Genomic DNA, 14040 nt, shown 5'->3' with positions numbered 1-14040 from the left:
GAGTAGGAGATAAGGTGAGAAAGGTATTGTTTCCAACGTGGACCAGTCAGAATGGACAAGATGATTTATTCTGGCATGAGGGGGACAGGGAACATGGGAGGTATGGATTCCGTTCAGTGAACATCATTATGAGAAGGGCAGCTATATTACACATGTATATGCCTATGATGGTTCAGACAATAGAGTTAGAATTACGAATGGTTCAGTAGAAGTAAAGTGATAAATTTAAAAATAGAGGAGATTGCTCAACTTGAAGAAGGTCATAAGTTATCTGTTAGTCATTAGTTTATTACTATCTATATTCTCAGATATGGGGAATTCCATCGCTTATGCTAATCTGGAAACGAATAAAACAGGTTCCACTGTAGAAGAATCTGTATACGTCCCCGGAATAAATCCACTAGTAGATGGAGAATTGTCTGTCGATGAGTCGGTATATGAGAAAAAATGGGGTATCTTTTCAGAGGAGCAAGTAGAGATTATTACCCAGCAGTATTCGCTGGATATGAAGAAACTCGCGGTGTATTTCTATTCGGAGTTAACACCTCTGCTAGAGACAGAGCAGTTTTTTGAAGTATTAGATTGGACTGGAAAAGAGCGTCCAGTACTAATTAAAAAGCTGACAGAGGAACAGCGAATTTTACTCAGAGAACTTACTCCCTTAACGATGCAGCAATATGATTTTGATCACAATCGTGAGGAAGTGCTAGCCTTACAAAATACTCCTGTGGAAGTGACCACAATTGACCTAGAGGGCAATCTGGTAGAACCGAACGAGAGTGTAACAGAGTCTACTTATACCGGCATTGCTCAAGCTAAGGTAAGCGGAAAAGTATCGACTGCAAGTGTGGGAAATAGCTATCGTTTTACTGAAAAAAATAGTGATTTTCAATATAAAGCTAACACGGATGGTAACGTAGATCCGATTTATAAAACAGCCAATCAAAAAGATGTTGATTTATATTTACCGGGTAGGAACGGTTTGGATTTCACTTTGGTTAGAAGTTATAGTTCAATGAGTGCAAAAATAATGCAACCAAGTTTAGATGGTGACATAGGCTTTCCTGGATGTCATCCAGATAATTCATGGTTTGGAGATGAAAAGCCTGACTGTTTAGGTAATTTTCCTTATCCAAGTTATTATGATTATGGCTACGGTGACGATTTAGGTTTTATTGCGACAGGATGGTCTCTGAACATTCCAAAAATGACAGAGGGAAGTATTCGTGCTACAATCGGGGCAACATCAACGAGTGGCAGCTATAATTACTATAATCGTGCATCTTATTCTTCAACAGATACCATAACATTTGATTTAGACGATGGTTCGTCTTATGAATTCAGAGATAATATTAAAACGCCCTACAATCATCCATATAGTAATGTTACTTATTTCTATAACGGAACGGGATACAGTTTAGTTGTGGATGATAAAATCACCTATTCATTTAACAGTGATGGCCAAATATTATCCAAAAGCAATCGTTTGGGTGATCAAATTACTTATGACTATCAGCGATCGGCTAATCGAATCATTATTACCGATTCCATTGGCCGGAAAATTCAAACAGATGGTCCGTATATTGTTCAACCATTTGGCATTCAAGGGTTTACGGTAACAGATCCACAGGGGAATGTGACCCATAAAGTAGAATATAATATCAGTTCAGATAATCCTATTATGCAAGCTAGAACATATGTATTTGGAAGTTTAGATCAATATAAAAATGATGAGCAACCAAGAAGTATTTTATATTTTAATCTCAATAGTGTAGTTGACGTTTTAGCGAGCAAAACGTTAAAAACATACTCGTATATCACTCCTGATCTTACGACCCGAGCAGACTTTAACTTTGAAGACGATTATTCGTATTTAACACAAAATGGTCAGCCTGTTTTGGATTACTTAAATGGAGCAGAATCAAGTCTAATTGTGGATCGCGATAGAAAGGTTCATGGTGAAATTAACTATTTGTTATTAAATAAAGTTACTGATGCTAGTGGGTTAGAAGTCACATTTAATTATAGACTGTACAATTGGGATTGGTTTGATGAATTGAATGGTTATAAAAGAGAAGAAAGAAGAGGAACGATGCGATTGTATCTGGATCCGTGGAACCTCACCTATATTGGATATCACCCGGTTACAAAGGTGCTTTATCGATACACCAATCAAGCTGGGGAGCAAAAGCTGCTTACGCAAAATGTCTCTATTAATGCAGGAGTAGCACAGGAAATATGGACAACACCTAAAACAGGTGGAATTGTAGAAAACACACGATTGAAGAACAGTAATAACTTCCGCCGTCCAGAAGTAAAAGAGAGCATTTCTTTGGATTTATTAGAATATAGAGAAAGTCAAAGTTACGTTTATCGGCCAATAGGAAAAGGGTTATTCGTACCAATCTCTGAGACAAACGGGTTAGGTGGATATAGTAATTCTTTGTACTTCACTGAGGATGGGACAGCATATGGTGTCTCTTTTCAAGAGATGCAAGCTTATCAATATGATCCAGGAAAAAATAAACCGTATTTAACCAAAGTATTTGGTAATGATAATAAGTCAGATATAGATAAGTTTTTGTGGTCGGGTAACGATCGCACTTTGCCAGCCAATCTGGATAAATATGCAACGCTGTATCGCACGGAATATGATGCTTTTGGATATGTGATTTTCCAAGAAGATCCATATGGGAACAAGACGGATACGGCTTATGGTGGACCCTATCATCAAATTAGTTCGCAGAAGCAAACGGCTGCGGATGGCTTAACGAAGACAGAAATAGCTTATGAGTATAACGCAGATGGCACACTCCTACGTACAACGCAGCTTGGTAGCTATCGCGATCCCGCTACGCCAGCGGTTGTCCGTCAGGATAAAACGGTTACGGACTATTTAAACTATAATAATTCCAAGCAGCCTACTCGCATTCGCACGACGAGCTCAGGCAGTCAGTATGATCAGCAGCCGACGGAAACGATTGTTGACATGCAATATGATACAAGTAATTTACATGTAATAAAAGAAACAACGAATGTCACTTTAGGTAAGGGTAAGACGCCTACACCGTTGGTTGTTCTTTATGAATATGACAATAAAGATCAGATCAAGAAACAGACTTTTCCTGATGGCAGTACCGTAACGTATAGCTATGATTCAAGTGGCCGAATGGCTTCGGAAAGCTATACACCGTCTGCGGCTAATCCTGGTGCGGTTCGAACGACGAGTTACACGTATAATGATGCTCAGCGGCTTGTTGTACAAACCAAGGCCGATGGAGAGAAAGTTAATACGTATTATACGCCTTATGGTGATATCGAAAAACAGGAACAAATTGTTGGAAATACTTCGCGTGAAATTGTAGTGAATAAAACGAATCTGACAGGTAAACTCTTAAAAAGTACGTTGCCTTTTGGTTTCAGAGAAAAAGAAGTGAAATATTTATATGATAATAATGGTCAAATTAGAAGAGTAACGGACCCTATAGGACAAGTGACAAATTATTATTTCTCAAACTCGATGACCAAGCTGGATGGATCTTCTTATTATTTACAAAACACGACTAAAGTGGTTGGGCCAGATGGCAGAGAGACTTGGAATTATCAGGATCGTTTAGGTAGAGTGATAAAGCAAGTAGAGAAAGCCGGGGCAAAGACGAGAACGGTGTTAAACACATACACCCCGCTTGGAGCCTTATCGCAGACTCGAGTCATTGCAGATGGTGTTACGCAAACGACACAGTATGGTTATGATACCGCAGGTAATCTGATTTATTTGAAAGATAACAACAATCAGGTTAATCGCTATGTGTACAATAGCATGGGGCAGCTTATTGCCACGTATACCAATGATAAGCTGCAAAAGCAAAGCGAATATAATGAAGTCGGTTGGCAATTGACGAAGACGAATGCAGAAGGGAAAAAAGAAAGCTTCCAGTATACGAATACGGGATTGTTGGATACACGTACTGATGAAATGAATCAGAAGCATCAATATTCGTATACTCCATATGATGAGGTAAGCCGATTATCCGTAAAAGATTCGGCTGGAACAGAAATCTATTGGGAGCAATATAGTTATGATTCGGCTACGCGTCTTCCTACAACTAGCACTACGAAAGAAGGAGAATCGTTAGGTTATCAATATGATTCGTGGAAGCGTCTAGGCAGCCAAACGGTGGCAGGTCGACAGTATAAACTGGAGTATGATAAATTTGACCGCATGGTGTCATTAAACTACCCAGATAATGAAAAATTGCGGTACACGTACGATGCGCTGGATCGCTTGTTGTCGGTAACGAGTCCAAATATAGGATCTATAACATATAACTATGAGATAGGTCAAAATGAGTATGTGAAATCATGGAAGTATCCGCTTGGTGTATCGCATCAAAGAAAAACAAATGCTTTTGGAGAATTAATTTCATATCAGACATTTGCTGGGGATGGTTCCAACTGGCTTGAAACTTTTGGATATGATGGTTTTAGTAACATTACCAGCATTAATCGAAATGGCTCGACACAGGTATTCAGTTATGATGCGCTTAATCGCATTAAAGAGGAAAATACAGCGCAAGGACAACGTACGTATACCTATGATGAGCGCGGCAATCGGTTGACGATGAGTGGAAATTCGCCCGATTTAAAAGAGGAAACGACTACGTATACGTATAATGCCTTAAACATGCTTAAGACGTATTCCTCTTCAACGGGTAAGCAAGCATCCTACACCTACTATGGTGATGGTCTCCGTGCAACGAAAAAGGTAGATGGAAAAACCACCCGCTATGTTTATTTAAATGGTCATATCATTGAAGAGCTCGATGGGAATGGTAAAGTAAAGGCTCGAAATGTCTGGGGAGATGAACTGCTGTACCGCTATGACTATGAATCGGCAAAAGGAGGATATTATTCGTATAATGGTCATGGGGATGTAGTAAGAATTACGAATGATAGCGGAATTGCCATTAATTCTTATGATTATGACATCTGGGGAAATATACTTTCGCAGACGGAAGGTATGTCGAATCCGTTTAAGTATACGGGAGAAGTATATGATGAGGAAAGCGGACTTTACTATCTCCGTGCAAGGTATTATGATCCGAGTATAGGACGGTTTATTAATGAGGATACGTATGAAGGGGAGATTAAAAATCCACTGAGCTTGAATCTTTATACGTATGTGCATAATAATCCTTTAATTTATGCTGATCCTACTGGTCATTGGTGTGAATCTGCCAATGGCAAATGGAAACACTCAGGAGCATGTAGTGATTTGAGTTCAACTTATAGCGATGATATGGATAATGATAGGAACTGGACGTTGTATAATGGGAAAGGTGGATATGAATACCATTATTCTGTTGAAGATAGATATTTAAGATGGAAATCAGGAGATCAATCAGCCTTTAATAATGCAAGTGCTTCTGTTCAAGAAAAGCTATGGACAATGGCTAAATCTGATTGGACTTGGGGAGAAGCAGCAGGATGGTTTGCTGGAGGATTAGCATTTGGCATTGAATCAGTTGAATATGCAACAGTAGCAACGGGGTATATTGTTTATCGTTGGACAGCAGGGAATAAAAACTCATCCCCAAGTTATGAGGCTCCTAAAGGTGGGGGAGGGGTCACTGCTACCATAAAAGCAAGAGGGACCACAGTCACCTTTGGTCATGGAGGAAGGCATTTGGAGGGCTCTGGGCTGAAAATGAACGATGTAAACATGGTAATTGCAAATGATATTTCATTTCAATCCATCACCAAAGGTCAGTTTTATAAAGGACAAGTTCAAATAAATGGAGTAACTATAACTTATAATGCTTATGGTAAAGGCGATAACACAATTAATGTAGGTAGTTATATTATCGGACAAAGCACAAGGAAGTAAGTTATTTTTAAAAGAAAGTGGGTATCTAGTGGGTAACTTAAGAGTAAAGTTAGATGAAAAGAGGCGTTTTTCGGAAGAAGAACGCTCTTGGTTGTCTAAGATGTTAAGTGTTGATTTTCCAGGAATACAGGTAATCAAGGATCAACTAAACAATTGTCATGTGATTGGAATATGCGCTTGCGGATGTAAAACGATTGATTTAGAAGTTGAGTCGGGTACTCGAAGATTTCCGTTGGAGGCAAGAATACCAGTAGAAATGATTTGCAATGATGAAGGCTGTCCAATAGTATTTAATCTTCACATTGTTGATGGTTATTTAAATGAATTGGAAGTTTATCGTGCTGATTCACAGCCGATTAACAAAAAGCTAGTCAACTTAGATGGATGTAAAATTAATATTAATGTATAACTGCTAATTTCCGAGCCACATGTGGGTGTAGCACCCCTATGTGGTTTCTTTTTTTTGCTTAAAATATTTACTAATCCCCTATTGACGTGTCGAAACGTCAATGTTATATTTATATCAAGACGTAACGATACGTCAGTTAGGGGGATGTTTATGATCGGTTTAGAATACATTGTAAGACTGTACAACGGAACATATAAGAAATTAGCTGAGAAGCTGGGGATTACACCATCAACGGTTACAGACTGGCTGAGTAAGCGTAGACCCATTCCAAAAGCCAAGCTAGAAGCACTGTCTAAGCTATTTCATTTGGAAACAGAATACTTTCAAAAGAGTTATCGAAAATTGAAGAGATCGAGCTGAGGTTGGATTATCTGAATCGCATTTCTAAACGTGACTCGTTTGAAATGCCTGACTATTTTACGGATACGGATGGAAACGAATATGAATACACAAGGTTAATTGATCCTTATCAAGAAGAGAAACGAATGATGTACGATGAATTAAAAATGGAGAGGATTATTCTTACGCTTCAAGGTACGTTATACAATGAACTCTATTCTGTTGAAAAGGGCAATAAAGCATATGAAATACTGGAAAGGACTTCAAACCTGTTGAATGAATCTGTTCCCAAGAATCTGGATGCTGAGCAGCAACTGCAATGGGAGAGGAAGCACGATAAGCGTACTGAGGCGTTGCATTCCATGATGTATTTTATGGGTATTACAGGATTTTCGGTATGGGATGAAGAGGAAGAAAGCTTTCATAACGAATTGTTTAAGCTCCTGAAAAAGTATGATTTGCTGTGGATGAAAGCGTAAGACAAGAAAAACGGAAGGGAGGTGAGGATGAGATAGGCAAATGTTCTTTTCTTATAACATAGCTAATTTGATCCAGAATATTAATTCATACAGATAATAGAAAGAAGGAATTGAATGTTTGATACGGTTGTGATAAAAGCAAAACCGATATACCTTGATTCAGATGTATTATTAAGCAAGAAGAACTGTAAGTCAGTTACATTTCTAAACAAGGAAACGGGCGTACTCCAAACGAGGTATGAATTATATGATGAGCAATTGTCATACATCAAGTATCTTGATGGCAGTCAGACGTTATCCATTCAAGTCTCCATACCAAAGTTGTTATATGGCAACAATGTAACCCTTATTGCCGAACATGACATTCCTAGCTTCTTTGAGAGCGTTCAGCAACGTATTCAACAACTCTTTTCGATTAGTATTCCCCATTCGGCATGGTCGATAAGCCGAGCAGATGTATGTTGGAACTTTCAAGCAGGCAAAGACGTTGGTGAGTACATACGAATGCTAAGCAAGCAAAAGCTAGCATTTAAGAATACAAGAAGCTACAACCAAGATCAGACGGTTGAGTTCTCCAACAAGAGTAGCCGAATTATGTTCTATGACAAACAGAAGCAGATGCAGAGAGATAAAGCATTGTCTGAACTGGTCGAACAGTCCAAAGGTATTCTGCGTCTTGAAATCAGACCAAGCAATAGCGATATGAAGAAGTTTTCATCGACTAAAAATGCCGCTGAATTGCTCGGCAAACCGTTATTTGATTATATGACGGCAAAAGCACTAAGTCAGATCGAATATCCCTCAACGCAAAGCGCAATAGATACAACGTGGTTGCAGGAAAACAAAGCTAATATATCCAAAATCGAAACCACTCTCGGTTTTCAATGCTTGCAATATATGCTTGACGAAGCGACACATAGAGGACTGTATTCATCATCCACGTTCGCCAGTCGAAAAGCGTTAGCAAAAAAAATGACAATTCCCGCAGGGAACTGTCTGAAACCGCTGGCAATTAACCAGTAAAGACACATCCTCACAGACGGACACGTTATTTTGCCGATAACGATAAAAAGTCCCGCATGTTGGATGAAATATTAATAACATAGCTCTTATTGTACTTGAAAACAAAGAAAAAACAATCCCCGATGCGGAGAAAAGTATAGAACCACGATAGTCCAGCATCGGGGGATGGTTTAAATCATTACTCTGAATTGCTATTTACGGCAGGGGAGTAACACATTCACCCGCCGAGGCAACTTGAAATGAAACAGCCGAGCGATAGTCTACTCGGTTTCCTCCACAATGAGTTCATGAATTTTAATATTCAGGGCTTCGCAGATTTGTTCCAGTGTACGGATGTAGACTCGGTCTACGGAGTCGGAACATAGGTGATTAATTGTCGGGTGGCGTATTCCCATCATTCGGGCAAGTTCCCGTTGTGAAACGTTCCGTTCCTCCAAAATTTCTCGTAGTCGGATTTTTATTTTCATGGCGCTTCCCCTTCGTCATTATGAAATAAATAATACCATGTTTTTCAGAGGAAATCATTGAATGGTAGTCTTAACCGTACTATAATGGAGGTGTGGTAGTCATAAGCGTAACGATAATTGAGATTATTGTTACGGAAGGGGAGGAAACGAGATGAATGTCATTGGATATATACGGGTAAGCACACAGGGGCAAGCCAAAGAAGGGTATTCGTTGGCGTACCAACAGGAAGAGATTGAAAGCTATTGCAAAGAACAGGGCTGGAAGTTGCTTCATGTATTTATGGATGAAGGAATAAGCGGTGCAAAAGTAGATGAAGAGGCGATGGAAGTCAATCGCCAAGGTTTTCAAGACATGCTGGCGATGGTAGCAACCCATGCTGTTGATTATGTGATCGTGTTGAATACGAATCGCTTGTGGCGAAGTGATATTGTCAAAGTGTTGATTCATCGGGAGTTTAAGAAGTTCAAGGTGGATGTGAAAGCCATTGAACAGCCCACTTATTCCATCTACAAAGCCAATCCAAATGATTTTTTGGTGAATGGATTGCTGGAGTTGTTGGATGCGTACCAGCGGTTGGAAATTGCGATGAAACTCGGAAAGGGACGCAGCCAGAAAGCCAGATTAGGCGGGTATGCGGGAGGTCGCAAGCCTTTCGGATATAAGGCGAAACGGGGTTCAAAGGTGCTGGAGGTTGATGCAGAACAGGCGATTGTTGTGGAGCGCGTGTTTGAGTTGCGTGAGTTATTCCCGCATTGGTCGCTTTCTCAACTGGCGTATCAAATGAATCTTGAACATTACAAAACGCAGCAAGGCAAATCATTCACGAAAACGCAGATCAAGCGTATTCTTGACCGCAGAGCGTTCTATAGTGGCATCTACCGTTATGCGGATATTGAAGCTGTAGGGCTTCACCAAGCCATTCTGTAGGCGGTGACGACATGGACGAAGCCATGAAGACCTATAACGGCTATGTGGAACAGGAAGATTGCTTCTATAAACGTTTGGAGACGTTAGAGCATTGTCAAAGCGCCATATTCGATCATATTTTTCGATACGGAGAACAGTTTGAAAAGTTGTCAGTAGAAGAAGTTTTAGACGCTTTACATCAGTCAGAAGTTCAATTACGTTTGCAATTATTGCAGTTACGATTAACGAAAGCCTTTCTTGCGTATGAAATGAATGCCACATCGTAAGAAAGAAACAGATGGAAGAAGAGACGGATATTGCTATAGTATCGTTGCGCATCGTGCAAAATAGCGGTGAACGCTTGTTCTCAGGTTGCAAACCTCTCTTTAAGAATCTGTGTCATTTAAAATCAAACGTATTTGAGTGACTGCTACAGGGCGGCATTGCTTAGGTATCATTGCGAATCTAACGGATTAACGCTCGAAATGGGAGGTTGCAAGCTGCTCTCTAGCAGTCACTTAAGTGCATTATTTTACATACAAAGGATGGATGTGTTTGAAGGAGAGACTGGATTATTTATACGTGGGAATTGATCCGCATAAGCACCAGCATACGGCTGTAGGTATGGACTTTTATCGCCAGAAGGTATTTGAATACACGTTTCCGAATAAACCTTCGGAATTTCCAAAGCTGTTGAAAATCATGGAGAAGCATCGTGTGAAATCGGGACTGAGCCAAATCATAATCAGTTTAGAAGATACCAATAATTTTGGCAGGACATTGGCTGTATTTCTGGACAGAAAGTCGTTTGCCGTTAGAGAAGTGAGCAGCAAGCTGTCTAGCGCCAAGCGGAAGAGTCAGCTAACGGTCGTCAAATCGGATGCGTGGGATGCGCAATGTATAGCGACGGTATTAATGGAGGAATTGGATCGCCTTCCGATTGCGAAGCCCCTAGACCATTATTGGGCGATTCAACAATTGGTATCGCGGCGTAAAGCCAGCACGAAGGGGTTGTCGTTTTCGATTAAGAAACTCCATGCACAGTTGCAGCATCATTATCCGACCTACCGCAAATTTTTTACGGAGTTGGATGGCAAAACGTCATTAGGCTTCTTTCACCGTTTCCCATCGCCTCTGCACTTGGAGGACATTTCTTTGGAGGAGCTAACCTATTTCTTACAGAGGTTGAGCAACTATGCTTGTTCCACGAAAAAAGCGGCTACCATTTTGGCACTTGTCCAATGTGACGGGCAGCAGAGGAATGAATTTCAAGATAAGCGAGATTTCATTGTCAGAAGCTTGGTGAAAGAAATTCGCTTCCATAAGAAAGAGATGATGCAAACGGAGCGAGAACTAAAGCCATTGATGGAGAGATTAGGCTACAAGCTGGAGAGCATGACGGGTATTGATTTGGTCAGCGCGGCAAGCTTGGTTGCTGAAATAGGGGATATCCAGCGCTTCTCGTCAGCCAATCAGCTTGCAAGGTTCGCAGGTGTTGCTCCTGTCGATGTAGGCTCAGGAGGTAAGGTGAAGCATGTGAAGACGAGTCAGGGCAACCGAACCCTTCACGAATTGTTTTTTCAGCTTGCTTGCCGCCAATTGGTTGTATCCAAGCGAAATCAAACCCCGCGCAATCCAATATTGTTGGATTACTATCTCAAAAAACAGGCGGAAGGCAAGACGAAAGGACAAGCTATTGTATGCGTGATGCGAAAGCTGATTAATATCGTGTTTAAGATGATGAAGAATAAGACGGAGTATCGTTTACCAGTAGCAACAAAGGAAAATGCTGTATAATTTAGTAGGACGGCGATATTTCTATTAGTTAGATATCGTCGTTTCTATCCTATATGAGCGCTTTATCAATCAGGATACGTATGAAGGGGAGATCAATAACCCTCTTTCCTTGAATTTATATTCCTATGTGTATAATAATCCATTAAAGTATAGTGACCCTAGTGGTAATATTGCATGCGAAGGAGCTTATGTCTGCTCTGGTGATGCTGTGTTTACTAAAAACAACAAAAGTGAATACTGGGAAGCTGTAATAGGTTTTTACTTATCTACTAACCCTGCAACTGTGGCAGCATATGCCAATTATCAGTTTTTTAGTAATGACATTCCTGTGTTATTAGATCCGGATGGTTCTAAATTTTATAAGGCTGTAATATTAGTTGGATTTATACCTGATGGAAGAATAGTAAGTCAAAGTGGAAGAATGTTTGTTACTATTATGAGAAATGGTGAGAAAATTCTATCAGAAGTCGATGCAACTGTAAAATGGATAAAATATTTGAAACATATACCCCAAAAAAATCTAACATGGAAACAAATAGTTAAATCCACTTCAAATGGAGGAGCTGCTCGTTATAAACCTGGAATAGATATTGAATCAATTGAAAGGTATGCATGGGAAAATGGGACCTCTGCAAATAATAGGGATTTGTTTAAGGTAATGAAATTTGAAGATGTAATTGGTGCAAATGGTGGAAAGGAGACAGTCTACATGAGGGTTGAGATGAACTCTGTAGGAGAAATTCATGGGCATCCAATATCTGAAGCAACATATAAATCATATTTAAAGTAGGTGGAAAAATGTTGGAAAAAATAGATTTTAGAGAAGGTAAAGTTTTATTTAATTATTTCCATAGAATTGATTTAGAGAAACCGTTAAAAAACTATGATCCTGAATTGAGTGAGGATTTATTATCAGTTTCTTATTTTAATGATGAATATATTATTGATATTGGTTGGTATTATTTGGACGGTGGTGTTGGTGTATTTATTTTAAATTTAATAAAAGATAATAATTGGGATTTGCCCTTCAAGAGGGAGATAATATATGAAAAAGAAAATGTAGAAAAATCGATTAATGGGTATATTGATTTTGTGTATAAATTAAGATGAAATTATTATAAACGTGATCTTCCTTAACGTATTAAAAGAGACGAGGGAAGTCTTTTGAACTGTAACCCGTAAGATGGACACTTTTAAAAAACGTGACCTCTTACGGGTTTTTGTGCTTTAATCATACTAACGAGATTACATGGGGAATGAACATCATGAGTGAAATCAGAACATGATTTACTGAAACAGAGATTAAGTTGTTGGAGTCCAATCCGAACGTAAGCCGCGTAGCGAGAAGTAGCATCTCGTGTGCTCCTCTTCAAATGGTAAACAAGCTATTTATTCGTATTACGGTGATGCTCTCCGTGCAAGGTATTATGATCCGAGTATAGGACGGTTTATTAATGAGGATACGTATGAGGGGGAGATAAATAACCCGCTGAGTTTGAATTTGTATACGTATGTTTATAATAATCCCTTAATTTATAATGACCCGTCTGGAAATAAGGTTAATAGTATGGAATTGGATATATATCTTCAAATAGCAGGGAATGAAGGGCATAATACTGATGCTTGGTGGAAAATTAGAAGTATCTTGGGTCAAGAAACACAATATTCGTTTGATCCTGACAATTTCAACAATAACCAGTTTAAGTATTTATTTGATCTAGCGACGGGTAATCATAATAAAAAAAATAAAGAGGGTGTTGCAAAATGGGCTAAAGCTGAGCTAGAAAAAATGTTTGAAAAAGCAGGTCGGAAGGAGGATACCTTAAATGCTGTAGTTGATGGTATGGTTGGTGGTATCGGAAGTACAGTGCGTATAGGTACACGTGCATCAAGTGCGATTAAAGCTGAAGCAAGACTTATTAAAGCGGCTCAGGAAATGGGAGAAAACCCTAGAGTTCAAAAAGAAGCTGATGATCTTATTGCGAAGTTTCTAGCGGGAAATACTAATCCAGGATTGGGTAATAAGAACTTGTTTAACAATATAAATTATTTAAGAGGAGATGAGGGGGCTCGCGTATTCTTTAGAATGAACAATGGCTCAATGCAGATTCTAGCAAAGGCAAATAAACACAATGAACAAACAGTAATTAATATTATTAAAAAAATTTATAAGTAATGAGGCTAGAATATGGAAATAATAAAAATTCATTATCCTGTACCATTAAATGAAATAGAGGATATTAATAATGATAATATTGATGTTTTTGTCGAATTAGAAGATGGTTTTAACTATAGTGTAGTGGTAATTACTCCTCTTAATCTACTATGGTATATGAATAAAGAGGGAAAGGGATATATTCCGGCAGCTCCACCTAAAATTATTGTCAATAGCCTTACAGAAGATAATATAAGAGACGCCCTTATTAGTTATGCAAAAGATAATGCTTTTTGGTTAAAACTCATCTTTTTGTCTTATAACAGAGAAATAAGCTTTAATATGGAGCAAATGAACCAATCCTTGCAAATAATACACGCCAAAAACAAAGAGTTATTAATGGAATAAAACTCAAAGATTTGAAAAGATTAATCACTGATTTAGTAGCGTAGCGTATGTCCATATCTTTTGCAGCATAGTTTCATAAATAATGGCTGTGAAGAAACGAAGATTATTGGAATCTTCTCCACGGAAGAAAAGGCTAATTCAGTTGTTGAAGAGTATCGTAATATTGCAG

The 14040-nt window shown here is 38.9% G+C and carries 13 protein-coding genes and 1 pseudogene; 13 read left to right on the top strand and 1 reads right to left on the bottom strand.

The window, feature by feature from the left end:
• Window positions 1–250 precede the first annotated feature (250 nt).
• The 5 genes from V5J77_RS19685 to V5J77_RS19665 all read left to right on the top strand — a co-directional run bounded on the left by V5J77_RS19685 (window position 251) and on the right by V5J77_RS19665 (window position 8137).
• Window positions 251–5887, top strand: coding sequence for an RHS repeat-associated core domain-containing protein (locus tag V5J77_RS19685; protein WP_338552534.1), 5637 nt, complete (start codon window positions 251–253; stop codon window positions 5885–5887).
• Window positions 5888–5915: 28 nt separating this feature from the next.
• Window positions 5916–6296 (top strand): hypothetical protein, encoded by a 381-nt coding sequence (locus V5J77_RS19680; protein WP_338552533.1) that lies wholly within the window; start codon window positions 5916–5918, stop codon window positions 6294–6296.
• Between the two features lie 150 nt (window positions 6297–6446).
• Window positions 6447–6656, top strand: a complete 210-nt coding sequence (locus V5J77_RS19675; protein WP_338552532.1) for a helix-turn-helix transcriptional regulator — start codon at window positions 6447–6449, stop codon at window positions 6654–6656.
• A 2-nt stretch (window positions 6657–6658) separates the two neighbouring features.
• Window positions 6659–7114, top strand: a complete 456-nt coding sequence (locus V5J77_RS19670; RefSeq protein ID WP_338552531.1) for a hypothetical protein — start codon at window positions 6659–6661, stop codon at window positions 7112–7114.
• A 114-nt stretch (window positions 7115–7228) separates the two neighbouring features.
• Entirely contained in the window at window positions 7229–8137 is a 909-nt protein-coding gene (locus V5J77_RS19665) for a hypothetical protein (protein WP_338552530.1), read from the top strand.
• A 260-nt stretch (window positions 8138–8397) separates the two neighbouring features.
• On the opposite strand, the gene V5J77_RS19660 is transcribed toward V5J77_RS19665, so the two are convergent.
• Window positions 8398–8604, bottom strand: a complete 207-nt coding sequence (locus V5J77_RS19660) for a helix-turn-helix transcriptional regulator (RefSeq protein WP_338552529.1) — start codon at window positions 8602–8604, stop codon at window positions 8398–8400.
• 151 nt (window positions 8605–8755) lie between these two features.
• Here V5J77_RS19660 and V5J77_RS19655 point away from each other — a divergent pair, with 151 nt between their 5' ends.
• From V5J77_RS19655 to V5J77_RS19620, 8 genes and pseudogenes are all read left to right on the top strand, one after another.
• Window positions 8756–9532, top strand: a complete 777-nt coding sequence (locus V5J77_RS19655) for a recombinase family protein (RefSeq protein WP_338552528.1) — start codon at window positions 8756–8758, stop codon at window positions 9530–9532.
• An 11-nt stretch (window positions 9533–9543) separates the two neighbouring features.
• Window positions 9544–9798 carry a hypothetical protein gene (locus V5J77_RS19650; protein ID WP_338552527.1) on the top strand — a complete coding sequence of 85 codons (255 nt, stop codon included), beginning with the start codon at window positions 9544–9546 and terminating at the stop codon, window positions 9796–9798.
• Between the two features lie 268 nt (window positions 9799–10066).
• A complete protein-coding gene (locus tag V5J77_RS19645) occupies window positions 10067–11308 on the top strand; it encodes an IS110 family transposase (RefSeq protein ID WP_338552526.1) in 1242 nt (413 codons plus the stop codon).
• 127 nt (window positions 11309–11435) lie between these two features.
• Complete coding sequence (locus V5J77_RS19640) at window positions 11436–12098, top strand: hypothetical protein (RefSeq protein ID WP_338552524.1); 663 nt, start codon at window positions 11436–11438, stop codon at window positions 12096–12098.
• Window positions 12099–12106: 8 nt separating this feature from the next.
• Window positions 12107–12418: a hypothetical protein gene (locus tag V5J77_RS19635; protein ID WP_338552523.1), complete on the top strand. Its 312-nt coding sequence runs from the start codon at window positions 12107–12109 to the stop codon at window positions 12416–12418.
• 247 nt (window positions 12419–12665) lie between these two features.
• A pseudogene (locus tag V5J77_RS19630) lies at window positions 12666–12800 on the top strand (hypothetical protein); the annotation flags it as partial.
• Between the two features lie 75 nt (window positions 12801–12875).
• Entirely contained in the window at window positions 12876–13484 is a 609-nt protein-coding gene (locus V5J77_RS19625; RefSeq protein ID WP_338557091.1) for a hypothetical protein, read from the top strand.
• A gap of 12 nt (window positions 13485–13496) precedes the next feature.
• Window positions 13497–13871, top strand: a complete 375-nt coding sequence (locus V5J77_RS19620) for a hypothetical protein (RefSeq protein ID WP_338552522.1) — start codon at window positions 13497–13499, stop codon at window positions 13869–13871.
• The last annotated feature ends 169 nt before the right edge of the window (window positions 13872–14040 follow it).

The sequence above is a fragment of the Paenibacillus sp. KS-LC4 genome (assembly GCF_036894955.1).
Taxonomy (GTDB): Bacteria; Bacillota; Bacilli; order Paenibacillales; family Paenibacillaceae; genus Pristimantibacillus.
The sequence above is the reverse complement of the archived record's forward strand: the minus strand, read 5'-3'. Positions and strand labels throughout refer to the sequence as shown.

Coding starts and splice junctions, on each gene's coding strand:
- V5J77_RS19660 (WP_338552529.1), bottom strand. CDS start 8,604: ATGAAAATAAAAATCCGACTACGAGAAATTTTGGAGGAACGGAACGTT.
- V5J77_RS19665 (WP_338552530.1), top strand. CDS start 7,229: ATGTTTGATACGGTTGTGATAAAAGCAAAACCGATATACCTTGATTCA.
- V5J77_RS19625 (WP_338557091.1), top strand. CDS start 12,876: ATGGAATTGGATATATATCTTCAAATAGCAGGGAATGAAGGGCATAAT.
- V5J77_RS19675 (WP_338552532.1), top strand. CDS start 6,447: ATGATCGGTTTAGAATACATTGTAAGACTGTACAACGGAACATATAAG.
- V5J77_RS19650 (WP_338552527.1), top strand. CDS start 9,544: ATGGACGAAGCCATGAAGACCTATAACGGCTATGTGGAACAGGAAGAT.
- V5J77_RS19635 (WP_338552523.1), top strand. CDS start 12,107: ATGTTGGAAAAAATAGATTTTAGAGAAGGTAAAGTTTTATTTAATTAT.
- V5J77_RS19655 (WP_338552528.1), top strand. CDS start 8,756: ATGAATGTCATTGGATATATACGGGTAAGCACACAGGGGCAAGCCAAA.
- V5J77_RS19620 (WP_338552522.1), top strand. CDS start 13,497: ATGGAAATAATAAAAATTCATTATCCTGTACCATTAAATGAAATAGAG.